Annotated in this window: 22 protein-coding genes; 4 read left to right on the top strand and 18 right to left on the bottom strand. The window is 68.7% G+C overall.

Annotation, left to right across the window (positions count from 1 at the left end):
• Positions 1-9: 9 nt before the first annotated feature.
• Together ACWDNU_RS07280 and ACWDNU_RS07275 are read left to right on the top strand one after the other, a co-directional pair.
• Positions 10-840, top strand: a complete 831-nt coding sequence (locus tag ACWDNU_RS07280) for an NAD(P)-dependent oxidoreductase (RefSeq protein ID WP_449668199.1) — start codon at positions 10-12, stop codon at positions 838-840.
• Between the two features lie 167 nt (positions 841-1,007).
• Positions 1,008-1,979, top strand: a complete 972-nt coding sequence (locus ACWDNU_RS07275; RefSeq protein WP_449668122.1) for an ArsR/SmtB family transcription factor — start codon at positions 1,008-1,010, stop codon at positions 1,977-1,979.
• Positions 1,980-2,323: 344 nt separating this feature from the next.
• Here the strand turns inward: ACWDNU_RS07275 and ACWDNU_RS07270 are convergent, their stop codons facing one another.
• Entirely contained in the window at positions 2,324-2,920 is a 597-nt protein-coding gene (locus ACWDNU_RS07270; protein WP_449668121.1) for a gamma carbonic anhydrase family protein, read from the bottom strand.
• A gap of 97 nt (positions 2,921-3,017) precedes the next feature.
• Here ACWDNU_RS07270 and ACWDNU_RS07265 point away from each other — a divergent pair, with 97 nt between their 5' ends.
• Entirely contained in the window at positions 3,018-3,665 is a 648-nt protein-coding gene (locus ACWDNU_RS07265) for a dienelactone hydrolase family protein (protein WP_449668120.1), read from the top strand.
• Here ACWDNU_RS07265 and ACWDNU_RS07260 read toward each other — a convergent pair.
• From ACWDNU_RS07260 to ACWDNU_RS07190, 15 genes are all read right to left on the bottom strand, one after another.
• Positions 3,654-5,759: a xanthine dehydrogenase family protein molybdopterin-binding subunit gene (locus tag ACWDNU_RS07260; protein WP_449668119.1), complete on the bottom strand. Its 2,106-nt coding sequence runs from the start codon at positions 5,757-5,759 to the stop codon at positions 3,654-3,656. The two genes, ACWDNU_RS07265 and ACWDNU_RS07260, sit on opposite strands and share 12 nt — an antisense overlap.
• Positions 5,756-6,760 (bottom strand): FAD binding domain-containing protein, encoded by a 1,005-nt coding sequence (locus tag ACWDNU_RS07255; RefSeq protein WP_449668118.1) that lies wholly within the window; start codon positions 6,758-6,760, stop codon positions 5,756-5,758. The genes ACWDNU_RS07260 and ACWDNU_RS07255 overlap by 4 nt, the downstream gene beginning before the upstream one ends.
• Positions 6,757-7,308, bottom strand: a complete 552-nt coding sequence (locus ACWDNU_RS07250) for a (2Fe-2S)-binding protein (RefSeq protein ID WP_449668117.1) — start codon at positions 7,306-7,308, stop codon at positions 6,757-6,759. Before ACWDNU_RS07250 ends, ACWDNU_RS07255 begins: the two co-directional genes overlap by 4 nt.
• A 44-nt stretch (positions 7,309-7,352) precedes the next feature.
• Complete coding sequence (locus ACWDNU_RS07245) at positions 7,353-8,231, bottom strand: alpha/beta fold hydrolase (RefSeq protein WP_449668116.1); 879 nt, start codon at positions 8,229-8,231, stop codon at positions 7,353-7,355.
• Between the two features lie 54 nt (positions 8,232-8,285).
• Positions 8,286-8,594, bottom strand: a complete 309-nt coding sequence (locus tag ACWDNU_RS07240; RefSeq protein WP_370935729.1) for a gas vesicle protein K — start codon at positions 8,592-8,594, stop codon at positions 8,286-8,288.
• 11 nt (positions 8,595-8,605) lie between these two features.
• Positions 8,606-8,818, bottom strand: coding sequence for a gas vesicle protein (locus ACWDNU_RS07235; RefSeq protein WP_449668115.1), 213 nt, complete (start codon positions 8,816-8,818; stop codon positions 8,606-8,608).
• The gene (locus tag ACWDNU_RS07230) at positions 8,785-9,519 is read right to left on the bottom strand and encodes a GvpL/GvpF family gas vesicle protein (protein WP_449668114.1); all 735 of its coding nucleotides are present in this window, start codon (positions 9,517-9,519) and stop codon (positions 8,785-8,787) included. Before ACWDNU_RS07230 ends, ACWDNU_RS07235 begins: the two co-directional genes overlap by 34 nt.
• Entirely contained in the window at positions 9,516-9,854 is a 339-nt protein-coding gene (locus ACWDNU_RS07225) for a gas vesicle protein (RefSeq protein WP_370935726.1), read from the bottom strand. The genes ACWDNU_RS07230 and ACWDNU_RS07225 overlap by 4 nt, the downstream gene beginning before the upstream one ends.
• Positions 9,855-9,868: 14 nt before the next feature.
• The gene (locus ACWDNU_RS07220) at positions 9,869-10,837 is read right to left on the bottom strand and encodes an SRPBCC family protein (RefSeq protein WP_449668113.1); all 969 of its coding nucleotides are present in this window, start codon (positions 10,835-10,837) and stop codon (positions 9,869-9,871) included.
• Between the two features lie 31 nt (positions 10,838-10,868).
• Positions 10,869-11,420: a hypothetical protein gene (locus tag ACWDNU_RS07215; RefSeq protein ID WP_449668112.1), complete on the bottom strand. Its 552-nt coding sequence runs from the start codon at positions 11,418-11,420 to the stop codon at positions 10,869-10,871.
• Positions 11,421-11,433: 13 nt separating this feature from the next.
• Positions 11,434-11,670 carry a gas vesicle protein GvpG gene (locus ACWDNU_RS07210; RefSeq protein WP_449668111.1) on the bottom strand — a complete coding sequence of 79 codons (237 nt, stop codon included), beginning with the start codon at positions 11,668-11,670 and terminating at the stop codon, positions 11,434-11,436.
• Positions 11,670-12,398 carry a GvpL/GvpF family gas vesicle protein gene (locus tag ACWDNU_RS07205; RefSeq protein WP_449668110.1) on the bottom strand — a complete coding sequence of 243 codons (729 nt, stop codon included), beginning with the start codon at positions 12,396-12,398 and terminating at the stop codon, positions 11,670-11,672. Before ACWDNU_RS07205 ends, ACWDNU_RS07210 begins: the two co-directional genes overlap by 1 nt.
• Positions 12,395-12,832 (bottom strand): gas vesicle structural protein GvpA, encoded by a 438-nt coding sequence (locus ACWDNU_RS07200; RefSeq protein ID WP_449668109.1) that lies wholly within the window; start codon positions 12,830-12,832, stop codon positions 12,395-12,397. Before ACWDNU_RS07200 ends, ACWDNU_RS07205 begins: the two co-directional genes overlap by 4 nt.
• Before the next feature lie 19 nt (positions 12,833-12,851).
• Entirely contained in the window at positions 12,852-13,118 is a 267-nt protein-coding gene (locus ACWDNU_RS07195; RefSeq protein ID WP_449668108.1) for a gas vesicle protein GvpO, read from the bottom strand.
• Between the two features lie 253 nt (positions 13,119-13,371).
• The gene (locus ACWDNU_RS07190; RefSeq protein WP_449668107.1) at positions 13,372-14,286 is read right to left on the bottom strand and encodes a hypothetical protein; all 915 of its coding nucleotides are present in this window, start codon (positions 14,284-14,286) and stop codon (positions 13,372-13,374) included.
• Between the two features lie 184 nt (positions 14,287-14,470).
• Between ACWDNU_RS07190 and ACWDNU_RS07185 the strand changes: the two genes are divergently transcribed.
• Positions 14,471-15,214, top strand: a complete 744-nt coding sequence (locus ACWDNU_RS07185; protein ID WP_370935718.1) for a S1 family peptidase — start codon at positions 14,471-14,473, stop codon at positions 15,212-15,214.
• A 118-nt stretch (positions 15,215-15,332) separates the two neighbouring features.
• On the opposite strand, the gene ligD is transcribed toward ACWDNU_RS07185, so the two are convergent.
• The gene (gene ligD, locus ACWDNU_RS07180; RefSeq protein WP_449668106.1) at positions 15,333-16,196 is read right to left on the bottom strand and encodes a non-homologous end-joining DNA ligase; all 864 of its coding nucleotides are present in this window, start codon (positions 16,194-16,196) and stop codon (positions 15,333-15,335) included.
• A 148-nt stretch (positions 16,197-16,344) separates the two neighbouring features.
• Positions 16,345-16,941 carry a bifunctional DNA primase/polymerase gene (locus ACWDNU_RS07175; RefSeq protein WP_449668105.1) on the bottom strand — a complete coding sequence of 199 codons (597 nt, stop codon included), beginning with the start codon at positions 16,939-16,941 and terminating at the stop codon, positions 16,345-16,347.
• Positions 16,942-17,078: the final 137 nt, after the last annotated feature.

Raw genomic sequence — 17,078 nt, 5'->3', positions numbered from 1 at the left:
CTCGGCCCGATGGGCCAGGCCATGGTGCGGTCCTACCTGGCCGCCGGCCACGAGGTGACAGTGTGGAACCGCACCGCGAGCCGGGCCGACGAGCTGGTGGCCGCCGGTGCGAAGCGCGCGGAAACGGTCGTGGACGCGCTGGCCGCGAACGAACTGGTGCTTCTCAGCCTCACCGATTATCAGGCGATGTACGACATTCTCGCGCCGACCGAGGACGCGCTGCGGGGCAAGATCGTGGTGAACCTCAGCTCGGACACGCCGGAGCGGACGCGAGTTGCCGCGGAATGGCTGGCCGCGCGCGGTGCGGAGATGATCGCCGGCGGGATCATGGTGCCCGCGCCGGTCGTCGGCACCGAGGGTTCGTTCGTGTTCTACAGCGGCGCGCAACCGGTGTTCGACCGGATCGAGCCTGCCCTGCGCGTCATCGGACGGCCGGACTACCGGGGCGCGGACCCGGGCCTGGCGCAGCTGTACTACCAGTCGCTGCTGGACCTGTTCCTCACCACGCTCTCGGCGTTCCTGCACTCCGCCGCCCTGGTCGGCACGGCCGGGGTGCCCGCCGCGACGCTGGTGCCGTACGCGGCGGAACTGCTGACGCTCGTGCAGACGACGCTGGACGAAACCGCGAAGAACGTCGACAGCGGCACCCATCCCGGCGACCAGGCGAACGCCAAGATGATGGGCGCGACGGCCGACCACGTCCTCGCCGCCAGCCGGGACGCGGGCATCGACACGGCCCTGCCCGCCGCGGTCAAGGACCACTACGACCGCGCCATCGCGGCCGGGCACGGCCGGGACAGCTGGTCCAGCCTGATCGACGTGATCCGCAGCAAGGCGTGATCCGCTCGCGGTCTGGGAAGCCGTCGCCGTTGAGCCCGGCCGAATCCGCGGCCCCGCCCGCCGACGGATCCGCGCCGGTCGTCGGAGGACGCTTCCCAGACCGCGGTTCCGGGCCGCATCCTGGACGCAGAGCCGCGCTGGGGAGGCGCGGACCAGGGGTGGTTTCGATGCTGCGCATGATTTTCACCGCCGAAGACCTGTGCCGGGTGCGAGTGGCCAGCGGCGCGCACCCGACGTGGGAGCTGATTCTGAGCATCAACAGTCTCCAGGACCCTCACCTGCCCCTGGAGTACCGCGGCTGGCGAGCGGCAGTCCTCGGCGGAGCCCGGCGCGCCCCCGCCCGCTGGCGCTGCCTGAAGGCCGCCGCGGAATTGGTCCCGGCCGGGAACTTCCCGGACTTCCTGACGCCCGCGCTGGACGAAACGGACGTCGGAGTCCACTTCGAAGCGATCCTGGCCCAGCCGAAAGCCGCCCTGCGCGAGGACATCGTCCGCACGTTCGCCCGGCACCGCCGCGTACCGCGCTGGGCCCGCACGGTTTACGCCGACGGCAGCACGCGTGGTGTCGTGCATGCCTTGCGCGAGTACAGCGACCTGGTCCTCGGACCCGCGCGGCCGGTCCTGGACCGGAGGGTCGAGACCGACCGCGCCCGGTATGCGGAGCACCTGCTGAACGGTGGGGTCGAGGCGCTGCTGGGGAACCTGCACCCGTCGATCCGGTGGCGCAATCCGGTGCTGGAGGCGGACTATCCCCGCGATCGCACGGTGTCGTTGGAAGGCCGGGGGCTGGTTTTGGTGCCTGCGCATTTTTGCTGGGGCGAACCGGTGACGTTCATCGACGCCGCCCAACGGCCGACGCTGGTGTGCCCGGCGGCGGGGTTGGTGCCGGATGAATCGGTGGGTTCTCGGGAGGACCAGTTGGCGGGGCTCGTGGGTCGTACTCGGGCTCGGCTGCTGTGCGAGTTGGCGGCGGAGGCTTCTACTACAGCGCTGGCTACTCGGTTGGGGGTGTCGCCTGCGGCGGTTAGCCAGCATACGAAGACGTTGCGGACGGCTGGGTTGATCACGACGACTCGGGAGGGGGCGAGGGTGCAGCATTCGCTTACGCCGTTGGGAAGGGCGTTTCTCGAGGCGCGGTAGTTGCAGAGGAAGTCTTTACTGCCGACCGGGTTCCTTCGGCGGGTACGGCGGTTGGTGCGGTGCGGACGGGTAATGATGCGGGGGATTCCAGTTGCCGGGAGGATCGACGCGGTATCCGAACTGCTGCTGACGTCTGCGCAACGCGTTTCTCACCGGGATGGCGACAGCCAGCCCGGCGACGAGCACAAGCACGGAAAGAACGGCAATGATGACGATTGCCCACCAGAATATGTCCACGTCCCCCGCTTCCGTTTCGCTGGACTGACGCGCGCGGCTCGGCCGCCGGTCACCACAAGGATGCCAGCGATGGCGCCTCGCCGCTGGCAAACGACCAGCGGCCGGGGTCATTCGTCAAGAACGTGATCGTCCTTATGGAAACCGTAGAACTCGGCTTGCCGAGCCATGATCTCGCGCATCGACGTGCCTCGCGGAACCCCATACACAGTGCCCGGAAAGTCGAGGGTCCGCTGAACCTCCCACAATTCCTCATGCCGATCCGGCGAGAAGAGTTCAGCCGGATCCCCCGCTGCGATCCAGCCGATGGGGAGCACCGTTCCGGGTTCGAGGCGGGAATTGACGTGCAGCACGCTGTTAATCCGCAGCTCGGCCCCGGCACCGGCGACCGAGCCGGGGAACAGGGAGGCGCCGGTGGCCACGAATGCCTCGTTTTCGACGACGGCTCCGTTGACGTGGGAGTGCGGCCCGATCAGGACCGCGTCTCCGAGGGTCACGGGGTGTGCGGCCCGGCCGCGGATCAGCGCGTGTTCCATGATCACGACGTCCGAGCCGGTGCGGATCTCGCCGTTTTCCGCGGTCAGCACCGCGCCGGGCAGGACCCGGGCCCGTTCGCCGAGGACGACTGCGCCGGACAGCACCGCGGACGGGGCGACGTACGCCGATTCGGGCACCACGGGTCGTTGTCCTCGATGTTCGATCAGCATGACCTCACGCTAACGCCGCCGCGCGCGTCAGGCAGCGGTCCGTTTGGTCGCCGCTCCGCGCGGATATCCGGGTTCGAATAGAGGCAGGAGGGAAGCCATGACGGAACCGTTCACAGTCGGCGCCCAGGCGGCCGAGGGTGATCTCACAGTGCCTGCCGACGCTGTCGGAGTGGTGGTTTTCGCGCACGGGTCCGGCAGTTCGCGGCACAGCCCGCGCAATCAGGCGGTCGCCCGGGCGTTGCAGGACCACCGGTTCGCGACGCTGTTGTTCGATTTGCTGAGCGCCGAGGAAGACACCGACGACCAGCGGTTCGACATCGGGCTGCTGCGGGACCGGTTGCTGCGCGCGCTGGACGAGCTCAGCCGCCATCCGCCGACGTCCGGGTTGCCGGTCGGGTTGTTCGGGGCCAGCACGGGAGCGGCCGCGGCGTTGAGTGCGGCGGCGGCTCGACCGGACGTCGTGCGTGCGGTGGTTTCGCGGGGCGGGCGGCCGGATCTGGCCGAGGACGCTCTGACGGAGGTGCGCTGTCCGGTGCTGCTGATCGTCGGGGGAAACGACGATGACGTGCGCAGGCTGAACAAGGCCGCCGCGGGGCGTCTGACCGGCGACCGGGAGTTGGTGGTGGTGCCGGGAGCGGGGCATCTGTTCGAGGAGGCCGGAGCCTTGGAGCAGGTCGCCGACGCGGCCGCTGGCTGGTTCAGCCGGTATCTTCCGGACGGCGGCGACCACGCGTTAGTCCTGTGAGGTCCGCGTAGCGTCGGGAAGTCCGGGCAGCAGCTTGTCGAGGGTGATCGGCAAATCCCGCACCCGGACCCCGGTCGCGTGATGGACCGCGTTGGCGATGGCCGCCGCGGTGCCGACGATGCCGATCTCGCCGATTCCCTTGCTGCCCATGGGATTGAGGTGCGGATCGGTTTCGTCGAGCCAGTCCGCGCGCAGGTCTTCGACGTCGGCGTTGGTCGCGATGTGGTACTCGGCGAGGTCGTGGTTGACGACGTGCCCGAACCGCGGGTCGAGGACGCTGTTTTCGTGCAACGCCATCGACAGCCCCATCGTCATGCCGCCGAGCAGTTGCGACCGAGCGGTGAGCGGGTTGACGATCTGCCCGACGGCGAACGTGCCGTGCAGCCGCGAAACCCTAACCTCGCCGGTGTCGACGTCGACCCGCGCCTCGGCGAATTGCGCGCCGAACGCGTACATCGAATAATGCTCCGAGGCTGGGTTTTCCGGGGTGTCGGCTTGGGTCTCGTCACCGTCGCCGGGGTCGGAGCCGTACTTTTCCCGGAATGCCTGCGCGGCCGCGACCACCGCTGAGCCCCACGAGGCGGTCCCGGTGGAGCCGCCGGCCACCGTGGCTTTCGGGAAATCGGTGTCGCCGATCCGGACGTCGACGGAATCGGCGGGCACGTCCAGTGCGTCCGCCGCGATTTGCGGCAGGATCGTCCACGCGCCCGTCCCCAGGTCGGCCGCGCCGATTTCGACGACGTAGCGGCCGTCTTCGAACCGGATCGTCGCGCTTGAGCCGGGCATCCGTTTCGCGGGGTACACCGAGGCCGCGACGCCGCTGCCGACCAGCCACGGTCCGTCGCGGCGGACGCCTGGCCGCGGGTCGCGCTCGTTCCAGCCGAAGCGTTCGGCTCCGGTGCGCAGGCATTCGACCAGGTTCCGGCTGGAGAACGGGAGGCCGGTTTCGGGATCCCGCTCCGGCTCGTTGCGGACGCGCAGTTCGATCGGGTCGACGCCGAGTTCCGCGGCCAGTTCGTCCATCGCCACTTCCGGACCGAACATGCCCGGGCACTCCCCCGGCGCGCGCATCCACGACGGCACCGGCACATCGAGACGGGCGAGCCGGTGGCTGGTGGACCGGTTCCGCGCGGCGTACATCATCCGGGCGGGCGCCGCGGTCTGCTCGGCGAACTCCTTGATCCGCGACGTCTGCTCGACGACCTCCATGCCGAGCGACTCCAGCCGTCCGTCGCGGTCGGCGCCGAGACGGACCCGCTGGATCGTCGGCGTGCGGTATCCGGCCAGGCTGAACATCTGCTGCCGCGTCAACGCGAGCTTCACCGGACGGCCCGGCACCGTCCGAGCGGCCAGCGCGGCGAGCACGACGTTCGCGTGCGGCATGCCCTTCGAACCGAAGCCTCCGCCGACGTAGGGGCAGATCACCCGGACCTTTTCGGCGGGCAGGCCGAACGTCTTCGCCACAGTGGACCGTACTGAGTGGACGCTTTGGGTGGAATCCCACAGCGTCAGCACGTCACCGTCCCACAAGGCCGTCGTCGTGTGCGGCTCGAGCGGGTTGTTGTGGTACATCGCCGTGCGGTAAGTCTGCGCCACGGTCACGGCGGACATGGCCTCGACGTCGCCCTCGCTCGTGTCTGTCGCGAAGCTCGGGTTGACCTTGTCCGGCTTGTACAGGGCAGGATCGTCGGCGGTGAGCCGGGCATGGAAGGGATCGTTTTCGTAGTGCACGTCAACGAGTTCCGCCGCGTGCCGCGCGGTCTCGGAAGATTCTGCCAGGACGAGGCCGATTACCCTGCCGCGAAAGGGTATTTCGCAATCCTGCAGCACCGCGAGCTCCGCGTCGCCGGTGTCGGCGAGTCGCTCGGCGGTGAAGGGAGTGATCAAACTCTGGACGCCGTCGAGGGCTTCGGCTTCGACAGCTTCGATCCGCACACAGCGGCCGCGGGCGATGGTCGCCTGAATCGGATGGCAGTACAGCGGTGCCTCGACCGGGACTTCGTAGGCATACGTCGCGGTTCCGGTGACCTTCGCCGGGCCGTCGCGGCGAGTAGTTCCGCGGCCGATCGCTCGGGGTTCCAGCAGTCCGGTCATCGGTCGCGCTCCTCGGCGGTCAGGTCGCGCAGCACCGCGGTCAGGGTGCGCGCCGCGAGCGGGATCTTGAACGCATTCCCTCCGTCGAGGCCGTCCAACGCCGTGGCATCGGCGAGTTCGGCGTCGGCGGCCGCACGGAAGATTTCGTCGCTGGGCCGGGCACCGCGAAGGACCTGCTCCGCGCGCTCGGCACGCCACGGTTTGTGCGCCACTCCACCGAATGCGATCCGGATCTCCTCGATCACTCCGTCCGAAATAGACAGTCCAATCGCGACAGAAACGAGCGCGAAGGCGTAAGAGGCCCGGTCGCGCACTTTGCGGTAGGCCGACCGGCGCGACCAGGCGGTGGCGGGCAGCGTGATGTCGGTGATCAGTTCACCGTGTTCGAGCACGGTGTCGCGCTCCGGGTGCTCGCCCGGCAGCCGGTGCAGGTCGGTGAACGGCAGCGTCCGCTCCCCCGACGGGCCGATCACATGGACGCGCGCGTCGAGCATTGCCATGGCCACCGCCATGTCCGACGGATGAGTCGCGACGCACTGGTCGGACGCGCCGAGGATCGCGTGATGCCGCGTGTAGCCGCCGAGCGCCGAGCAGCCGGAGCCGGGCGAACGCTTGTTGCACGGAGTCGTGACGTCCTGGAAGTAGACGCATCGCGTGCGCTGCAACGGGTTTCCGCCAACAGTGGCCATGTTCCGCAGCTGCGGCGACGCCCCGGACAGGAGCGCTTCGGCCAGCACCGGATACCGCTCCCGGACCCGCCGGTCGGCCGCGAGGTCGCTGTTGCGGACGCCCGCGCCGATCACCAGCCCGCCGTCGCCGTCCCGGATTTCAGTGGACATCAAGCCGGTCACGTCGACAAGGCGATCCGGCCGTGCCACACCGAGTTTCAAGTGGTCGACGAGGTTGGTGCCGCCGGCGAGGAACATCGCGGACGGCTCGGCCGCCACCGCCAGCACCGCCTCGGCCGTCGTCGCCGGTTTGCCATACGCGAACGGCTTCATCGCTGCTCTCCCGCCTCGCGGACCGCCGCGACGATTCCGGCATAGGCACCGCAGCGGCAGAGGTTCCCGCTCATCCGCTCGGAGATTTCCTCGTCGGTCCACTGCGGAGTGTCAGCGACCGGCTTGGTGACATGGCTGGGCGCGCCGTCGCCGAATTCGGTCAGCAATCCGGCTGCCGAACAGATCTGGCCCGGCGTGCAGTAGCCGCATTGGAAGCCGTCATGGTCCACAAACGACTGTTGCAGCGCATGCAGCTCGCCATCCTTGGCAAGTCCAGCGGCGGTCGTCACCTCGGTGCCGTCGCAGGACAGCGCGAGCGTCAGGCAGGACAGCACTCTGCGGCCGTCGAGCAGCACCGTGCAGGCCCCGCACTGGCCGTGGTCGCAGCCTTTCTTCGCGCTGTAGTCGCCGATCTGCTCGCGCAACAAATCGAGCAGGGTGCGGCGCGGATCGACGGTCAGCCGGTGCGCGGTCCCGTCGACGCGCAGCGCGATCGTCCGGACCGCACCGGCGGTTTCCGGCCTGGTTTCCGTCTCGCCCGGTCGCATACCGCCGCCATACCCGCTCGTCCCGGCCCCAAACCTCCGCCTGGTCACCGGCCGGGTCGCAAGATCAGCTCAGCCGTCCGGACCGGAGCCTCCCGGGGCAGGAAGTGCCCCACGTCGTCGAAGACCGCCCGGCGATACCCGGCGGTGAACAGCTCGTCCTTTCCCTCGCTGGTCGAGGGCAGGTTGTCGGCGTCCTTGCCGCCGTGGAGCACCAGCGTCGGCACCCGCACCGGCGGCGGCTTCGCGAGTTCGCGCTCCAGATCGGCGTACGCCGGGTCGCCGTCCTGCTCGCCCCATCGGTGCAGGTAAGCGGAGACGGTGATCGGCGGCCAGTCGTCGTTGTCCCAGCAGGCCGCTGCCCGGTCGAAATCAGCGTCGGAGAACTGCCAGCCCGGCGACCACGACGTCCACAGGTACCGGCTGAACGCCCGCCGGTCGCGGCGCATCGCGTCCTGGCCGCGTTTCGTGGCGACGAACCACTCGTACCAGTACGCGTGGGCGAGCGGATAGTCCAGCGGGGCGCCGGGGCCGCTCGCGCCGTGTCCCGCGGACATCGCGACCAGCCGGGACACCCGCTCCGGGAACAGCGCGCCGACCACGTATCCGGCCCGCGCGCCCCAGTCGTGCCCCGCTAGGACGACATCGGAAAGATCGAGGGCTTCGAGGAAGTCGCGGAGATCCTGGCCGAGCGCCCCGGATTGACCGCTGCGCGGCTTGTCCGGCGAGCGGAACTCCGTCGGGCTGAACCCCCGCAAATACGGCCGGTACACCCGGTAACCGGCCTCGGCCAGCGCGGGAACCACCCCGTCCCAGCAATGCGGGTCGTCCGGCCAGCCGTGGACCGCGACGAGCGGCCGCCCATCCGGCGGACCATCCGTTTCGTAGCCGATTTTCAAGTCCGGTGTCCACACGAACTCGGTCATGCGCTCCTCCGCGGCTCGGCTGCCGTTTCCCCGCAGTTACCCAGGACGCACCCGTCACAAAAGCGTCCCCAACGGTCCCAGGTCGAGGTTCAGCTCCGCGGCGGAAAGCCCGTACTGGTCGCGAAGCTCGGCCAGCCGTTGTTCGAGCAGCATCAGGGTCAGGCCGAGGCGCTCCTCCTGGTCCTCGGTCAGCCCGCCTTCCTCGACGCGGCGCAGGGCCTGGCGTTCCATCAGCTGCCGGAGCAGTTCGATGATGGTCAGGACCAGTTTCATCAGGTCGCGTTCCACCGAATCGGCGTCTGTCGCCAGGCGAGCGGGCGCGTCGCGGAGCGCCGCTCCGAGCAGTTCCTCGGCCTCCTGCATCGTCGTTCCTTTCACCAGGGCGCCGGACGGTCTTCGCGGACCGAGGTGATCAGTGCGCGCAAGGAAATGTGCACCAAATCGACCTCGGCGACCGACAGCACGAGATCGCCGGTGAGCACCACTCCGCCGGCGAGCAGCCGGTCCAGCAGGTCGACCAGCGCGAGCCGGTCGGTGTGCTCCACCGCGGCGCTCACGAGATCCCCGCGAAGGAGTACGGGGCCCACGGACCGGTCACCTCGACGACGATTCCGGCGGCCTCCGGCAGTTCCTCGATCCGGGCGAGGAAGCGTTCCCGGGAGCTGTCGGGTACCAGGCAGGCCAGGTTGAGGATGTTGCTGTCCTCGCGCCCGGTCAAGGCGGGATCTTGGTTGCGGTGCCGGTGGATTTCCGCGGACAGCTGCGCGAGTTCTCGCTCGATGCGCTCGGCGACACCGGCGGCCTCGTCCGTACGAGCATCGCGCGCCTTGCGTTGGCGGAGCCGTTGCCGCAAATAGGAACGGCCGTCGGCGGGCTCCTCCTCTTCAGCGGAACTGCGGAGCGAGGCGAAGATTTTGACGCCCCATTCGGCATGATCCCGGACTCGACGCAACGCTTCGGCAAAGTGCGCGGAATGTTCGGCGAGCATTTCCCGCACGCGATGCTGGTCCCGATAGATCGTCGCCATCCGCAGCGGCAGCACTCTGGTGCGACGGTTCGCCTCGTCCACGACGGCGTTGTGCGCACGGGCGATTTCTTCCAGCCACGGAAGGCTTTCCAGGTTCGCCTGCAGGACGGTTTCACCGAACTCCTCGTCCGGGACCGGACTGACCAGCGCGGTCAGCCCGGCCTCGGAAATGGCGGAAACCGGGCGGTCACGGAGCCCGGTCAGGCCCTCGGCCGGATTTCCCGGCGCGAATTCGGCGACCGCGTAGCAATACCAGCTCACTGTTCCGCTCGCTCTCCCCGCGCGAGTTCGAGTTGCGCGCGCAGTCGTTCGTTCTCCTCCAGCAGATCGTTCCGCCGCGAGCCCGACGACAGGGACGGGTCGTGCTCCCACCAGTCGATGCCCATTTCCTTGGCCCGGTCGACCGACGCGACCAGCAACCGGATCTTGATGGTCAGCAGTTCGATGTCGAGCAGGTTGACCTGGATGTCCCCGGCGATCACGATTCCCTTGTCCAGCACCCGTTCCAGGATGTCGGCGAGGTTCGCGCCGCCGCCGGACCCGGTCGCGCGGGACACGCCGAGCGGTCGCCCGGCGGGCAGGCTGGGCTCGCTCATCGGATTCCTCCTCGTCACCTCGCCGAGACTGCCCGGCGGCCGCGGGGCCGGTCGTCCTCGGGTTCGGCGTCGTCTTCCTCGACGTCCTCGTCTTCCTCGTCGACGTCGTCGGGTTCTTCCTCGGCGAACTCCTCGTCCTCGGGCTCGCCGCCGGTGTCCTCCTCCTCGGGAGGTTCGTCCTCGTCGGATTCGTCCTCCGGGCCGCGCACGACCTCGCCGTCGCGGATCTCGCCGCGCCAGCCGTCTCCCGACGCCTCCCCGGCCATCGTGATGAACCGGCGGAAATGCTTGAGGTCGAGGCGCGCCCGGCGGCCCTGCGCCCGCCAGATGTTGCCGGTCTTCTCGAACAGCCCGGACGGGTAGTACTCGATAACGAGCAGGACCTTCGTGAGGCTCGGGGCGAGTTCGTGGAACGTCACCACGCCCTTGATCGTGCCCTTGGCCCCGTCGGTGGTCCAAGCGATCCGTTCGTCCGGGATCTGTTCGGTGACAGTGGCCTTCATCGACCGATTCGACCAGAAGATCTTGAACCGCCACTGCGAAGTGGTGTCGTCGGTTTGCTCGGCGCTGACGACGCCTTTGGTGAAGCTGCTGAACTTCTGGAACTCCGTCCACTGGTCGTACGCCTCGCGGATCGGCACGCCGACGTCGATGTCCTCGATGATGTTGATGACCTTCTTGGTGCCGGAGCCACCCCCGCGTTTGCCGAAGAGACCCGACACGGAGTTCTTCAAGGCTTTGCCGCCGGCCTCGACCATCGACTTGACCGGTGTTTTCCCTTCGGCGATTTTCTCGCCGACACTGAACAACCCTTTCAGCGAGCCGTTTCCGCCAGCGTCGGCCAGCCGTCGGGACGCCTCGCCCAATTTGGCGCCTGCCGAGGACATCACCTGTTCGGCCTTCGCCTGTGCGTACTCCTCGCCGGCGTGCAGCAATTGCTCTGTCGCGGGATTGCGCGAGGCCAGTTCCCGGAGCTTCGCCAAGGGTCCGATTTCCTCGCTGCCAGAACGGGATTCAGCCACGGTTCACCCCCGGGCTTTTCTGCGTCCGGCTGTTCGAGGACGTCCGCTTGCGCGACGCTGAACCGCCGGACGGCTTGCGCGCGGGTTTACGCTCCCCCTGCGCCGAGCTGCGCGGTTTCGCCGGACGTTTGCGAGGCCGGGCAGAGCTTTCTTCCGCACCGTCGTCCTCGCTGTCGTCGCCGTCCTGATCATGCGAGTCTTCCTCGTCCTGGCCGCCGATCGGAAGACCGGCGGCTTTGTCGCGCAAGCTCTCGGTGTGCCCCTGCAGCGAACCGGCAAGCCGTCCTGCCTGGTGCGTCAGGATGTCCGAGGCCAGAGTCTTGCCCGCTCCCACGACCTCGTCCCGCACCTGGTCCCGCACCCCGGCCAGTTCGGGCGACGAAGCCAGCTCGTGCGTGATGTCCGAAAGCAGCTTCTTCGGGTCGAGATTCAGCTTCCTCCCGACGAGCCACGCGCCCATCGTGATGGCCAGTTTGGCTTTCTTCCGTCTCCCGAGCACGTATCCGCCGACCACGGCGGCCGCGACCTTCATTCCCGGTGTCATCTGTTCGCTCCGTTCATCCGGCAACCCCCCGGTCGAATTCTTCGAGCAGATCGAGTATTTCGTCTTCCCTGCGGTCGAACTCCTCCTCGCTGATGTCGCCCGCTGTCAGCTCCTTTTCCAGGGAAACCAGTTCCCGCTGCAGCTGCGCGATTTGTTCCTGCTCGGCGGCGTCGACGACCCGTCCCGTCACCCAGGCGACGCCTCGCGCCGGTGCCAGCGGAAGCAGGAGAAGCTCGCCGAGCAGCCCCACTACTGGTCCTCGGTAAAGCTGTAGGGCGGCAGCGGTCCTTGTGCGCGAACGTCCGCGACCTCTTCGACGAGAGCGGTCAACTTCCGCACCGCGTCCTGGAACTCGGTCATTTTCTCCTTGGGCACCAAGAATGAGCAGTTGAAGAAGCATCCCTCGACCTGGGGCCCCGGGGAATGCTCGGACGCCAGCGGAAGCAGATACCCGAGAATCGCGTCGGCGTCCTCGGCCTCGCGTTGTTCCAGCCGCCCGGCGACCAGTTCGCCGAACCGGACCTGTTCCGCCTCCCCGCGTCCGGCGTCTTCCCGCAGGCTCGCGGCCAGATTCCGGATTTCCTCGTCGCCCGCGAGAATCTGACCGAGGACAGCCTCTTCCCGATGCGAGACTTTGACGTTCATCTCCACGTGCCCGCTGACGCGGTGCAGAACAGCCCGGTACACCTCGGATTTGGCCGCGATCTCTTCTCTCACCGCAGTATCGTCGTCGGCGACGATGCCGAAGCGCATCGGCAACGTCGGACCGCGGTCGCACAATGCCTGCAGAATCTCTTGGTGGGCAAGCAAATCCCGGCGTTTCGCCCGCAGCTCGCCTTCGACGTCGCCGACTACCGCGCTGAGTTCGTCTCCGGCGGGCAGCACCCGCGCGGGCGCTGGCGACGACCCGACGCCGCGCAGATTGCCCACCTCGGCGGGATGATCGGCGAACGTGATGCCGTACAGGTAAGTGCTCATTCGCTCGACCTCGCACTGCTGCGCCGGCTACGGCTGCGAGGCCGCTCCTCAGCCTCTTCCCCGTCTTTGTCGCTGGACTTCTGGAACTGCTCGGCGAAGGTCTCGACAGCACCGGTCAACGCGCCTTTGGACTTTCCTTTGGCGCCTTTCTCGGTCACCTCGCCCAGCAGGTCGGGCAGCGTCGTGGCGCTCGACGCGCGGGTGAGGTCCAACCGGTTGCAAGCCTCGGCGAACCGCAGGTATGTGTCCACACTGGCCACCACGATCCGGGCGTCCACAGTGAGCAGCTCGATGCCCACCAGCGAAACCCTTACGAAGGCGTCGATCACCAGACCCTTGTCCAGGATCAGCTCGAGAATGTCGTAAAGGTTCCCGGTTCCCGGCCCGCGCTGCAGCTGGCTGCCCGAGCTTGACCGTCCGGTCGCCATGGTCATGAAATCCCCTTTCCCTTCCTCACACGTCGGTCTGGCCGCGCGCGTACCGCCGCACCTGCTCGTAGCCGAGGAAGCCGCCCTGTGCGTCGACGCGGACGCAATACGTGGCCATCAGGCTGGTGGTGTCCGGAACCCGTTCCAGCTCAAGCACTTCCACCAGCAGCTTCCATCCGTCGCCGTCCTTGGTGAACGCCGACACGGACTCGATGTCCTTTTCGGTCAGCTCCTCGAACACCGAACGCGCGTCGCGCATCAGAACGGTGGGCGACCGGCGATCCTCAGCCATGCCGCCTCCGGCCGTCGCCGCGTCCTCTCACACCTGGCCGTGGAAACATGAGGGGTCGGCTACCCGGAACGTCCCCGGCAAAACTGGCTACTCGCCAGGAAAAAAAGAAATTCGGCCGAACAGCGCAGCGACGCCCCGCCAGTCAGCGGAAAACGAACTCTCAGTAGCCGCGCGCACGCGAAACGCTCAGCTCAAGGCAGAAGCCACTGTCCACAAAGGATATGTCCGCAGTGGATCGCGGACGGTCGCCGGATCACCACCGCCACCGCATGCCGTGAATCCCGGGCCCCTGCCCGGTCCGGATCACATGCGCGGGCACGCCGGAGCGCACCCGCACCTCCGCGTTCTCCAACTCCGGCCCCGCCGGCGAATCCTGCCGGTACGACACGCATTCCACGGGCACCGCCGCCGGGTCGAAATGCACTTCCAGCAGGTGTTCCGCGATCGGCAGCCGGAACCGCCGGTCGTAGCGCGAGTCCGGCTCCTCGTCCCGGAACGCGAACCGGTACTCCACGATCGCCGTCTCGCCCGGCGCCAGCGGGTGGTCCAGCACCAATTCCGTCACCGAGAACGCCTGCTCCGGCGTCGCCCGCACGATCCCTGGACGGCAATACCGCGCCGACACCAGCTCCGGCGACCGCCCGGGCGTGAATCCCCGCAGCGCCACGATGCGGACGAACGCCGGTTCGTCCAATGCCCGCAGCACCTCTCGCACGTGGAGACCGCGCATCCGGCCTTGGGCATCGACGTGCAGCGTCTCGTGCACGCTCACCGACTCCGGCGAAGAGTCCTCGAAGGAATTCAGCACCATCGGAAGGAGACTGCGGTTCTCCCACAACCGGTCCCACCGCGCCGCGCGCGGGGCCGGACCTCCGGTGCGCGGCCGGTCCAGCAGGGCGCGCAGCGAACCCGGCGGCACGTCCAGCACAGGTTCCAGCAAGGCCAGCGCCCGCAACGATTCCGGCCGCTCCGGACGGCTGCGGCCGGTGCGCCACGAGCTGAGCGTGGTCGTGCTGACGGGCACGCCGGACGCCGCGAGCCGCTCGCGCAGCCGCGCCAGGCCGAGGCCGCTGCGTTCGATGGCCAGCGAAAGGGCGCGTTCGAACGGGCCCTCGGCCAGCGCCTGGGCCAGCCGCTCCCGCACCGGAGCCGGGGCGAACAACCGCATTTCGCCCCTCCTGGAAAAAACGGACTGAGACGGATTGTCGGCACTGATTCACCGGTTGGCAACCCGTCGAAAGTCGCGTCGCCGCCGCTTGCCCGCCACGGGCGTTTCGGCGGATTCCGCTGTCCCGCCGCGCTGCTTACGTTCGGAAGCGTCCCCATCGGAAACGCCTTCCCCAAGGAGCGACATGCGCGCACTCACCCGGGCCCTCGCCGTGCTGACCGGTTCCTGCGCGGTGCTCGGCGCGATCGCCGTGACCCCAGCGTCCGCGAGCCCCGCCGCGCCCGAGGCCCAGCCGTCGATCATCGGCGGCAGCACCGCGCAGAACCCCGGCTACATCACGCGGTTCAACGGCCACGCCAACGGGTACACGTTCTTCTGCACCAGCACGCTGATCGGCAGCCGCTGGGTGCTCACCGCGAAGCATTGCATGTACGACAACAACGGCCAGCGCCTCACGGACATCGACCTCTACATCGGGTCCAACAGCGCCAGCGGCGGCGTGCACGCCAAGGCCTCCTCCACCTATGTCTACTCCGGCGGCGACCTGGCGCTGATCAAACTGAACACCGACGGCGGCAGCACGTTCGCCCGCCTCGCCAGCAGCTCCAGCGACGCGCAGGAGGGCGACAGCGCCACGGTGTACGGCTGGGGCGCGACGCAGAGCTCCGACGAGGGCCACCACCAGTCGAGCGTGCTGAAGCAGGCCGTGGTCACGATCTCGAACACCCAGGACAGCGACAACTCCGGCGGACCCGCGATCACCGCGAGCACGCCGAACGGCGCGGTGGCCGGCGGGGATTCGGGCGGGCCGATGGTCGACGACGGCGTTCAGGTCGGCGTGTGCTCGACGAGCGACCGCTCCAGCGTGACGACCTACGGCAGCGTGGCCGCGGGCCGGGACTGGATTCAGCAGATCTCCGGAGTCTGATCGTCGCGGTACGTGAGGGGAACCCTGAGGGAATCAGAGTCAATGAGGGTTCCCCTCACGTACCGCAAAGCCCGCAACGCAAGTGCGACACTGGCTTAAGGCCGCGCGCCGAGCAACTTCAGCCGAGCTTCTCCAACGCCTTCTCCGCCGATCCGGCGTCCTCCCGGATTCCCAGCCACGGGTCGTCCTTGCGCGCCAGCCGCCGGTGCAGTTTGTCCGGGCCCCAGCCGTTCGGCTCGGCTTTGCCGAGCTCCGCCCAGTCGAGCGGGGTCGCGGAGGCCGCGCCGGGGCGGGCGCGCAGGGAGTACGGGGCCACGAACGTCTGGGCGTAACCGTTGCGGTTCGCGTCGACGAAGATGCGGTCGCCGCGCTGGTCCTTGCGCTGTGCGGTGGTGAGATGCTTTGGGTCGGCGGACGCGACGCGGTCCGCCAGGGCGCGCGAGAGCTCCAAGACGACGTCCGTCGGGGCCGTAGCGTCGAGGGGCGCCGCGACATGGAAGCCGCGACCGCCGGTGGCCTGCAGGTACGCGGTCAGACCGGCGTCGGCGTAGTGGTCCCGGATGCGGCGGGCCGCGGTGCGCGGGTCGGCGACGTCGGTGCCGTCCGGCGGGTCCAGGTCGAGCACCAGCAGGTCAGGCTTTTCCGGCGCGTCCACAGTGGACAGCCAGACGTGGAACTCCACCGTGCCCTGATCGGCCAGGTACAGCAGGGAATCCTCGTCGTCGCACACGACGTACTCGTCGGTGCCGCCACCGCTGCGGGGCACGTGCTCAGTGCGCAGCCACGACGGGAAGTGCTCGCTCGGGTGCTTCTGGAACCAGCCCTGTGCCTCGACCCCGTCCGGGTATCGCCGCAGGGTGAGCGGGCGGCCGCGCAGGTGCGGCAGCATCGCGGACGCGACCGTGCGGTAATGCTCGACGACGTCGCCTTTGGTGAGACCGTCGTCGGGATAGAACACCTTGTCGGGGTGGGAAATCGGCACGGACGCTCCCGGGTCGCGGCGGTCATGGCAGGGTCGGCTCGCGGCAGCCGGAGAGCCAGCCCTTCGACCGCCCGGATGCCCCGCCGCCGGGACCGCGAAACTCCGGCAAGACCGCGGTGCAGGTTCCGCGTGATCGAGAAGGGAAGCACTACCCGAATTCGCGGGATAGCTCGGCAACCTTGCCCAGAATCCCGTCGCCGTCGCCCAGCGCGTCCTGATCGACCGGCGAGATGCGCCACCACACGACCCCCGAGACAACCCTGCTCGGCGGGAGAACAACGAGGTCCCCCGGCGAAAGGACCTCGACCCCGGGTGCCAGATCGTGGTCCACGCGGAGGCCAGGCTCGACGAAGAAGTACGCCCCGTGCGGCGACAACGCCATCGGACCAAGCGGCCGGCCACCGTCGCAGGCGGCGAGCATCCGCCAGCCGAGGTGAGTCGGAGTGCGCAGGACGTCGAAGTGCCGTCCGACCGGCGCGAGAATCGCCTGCCGATGCGCAGACCACCACTCGGAAATAACGCGCCGGTCGACAGTGGCGCCGGACGGGGACACCGCCGGCTCCCGGCCGCCGAGCAGCTCGAGAGTGACCGGATCCCAGCTCGTGAGCCCGTCGCACACCGGCCCCGGCAACACCGGCCAGCCCCGCGCGGCGTAGCTCTCGGCCGCCGAACGCAACGACCGCAGCGCGGCCCCGTGGTCCCCGGCCAAGCAGCGCGAACGGCTGCCACGCGCAACAAGGGTCATCGCGAGAATCCCTTCCGAGAGATCAAGCCGAGGCCGCGCGGTTCAGGACGGACCGCGCGGGGCGAGCAGGAACCCCGACCACCATGGGACCGCGAGGCGTCCCAGACCAGCCAGAAAACCGCCCGGGAACCGGCAGC

This window comes from Amycolatopsis sp. NPDC003676 (genome assembly GCF_053587275.1).
This window is presented reverse-complemented; position numbering and strand designations above follow the sequence as displayed.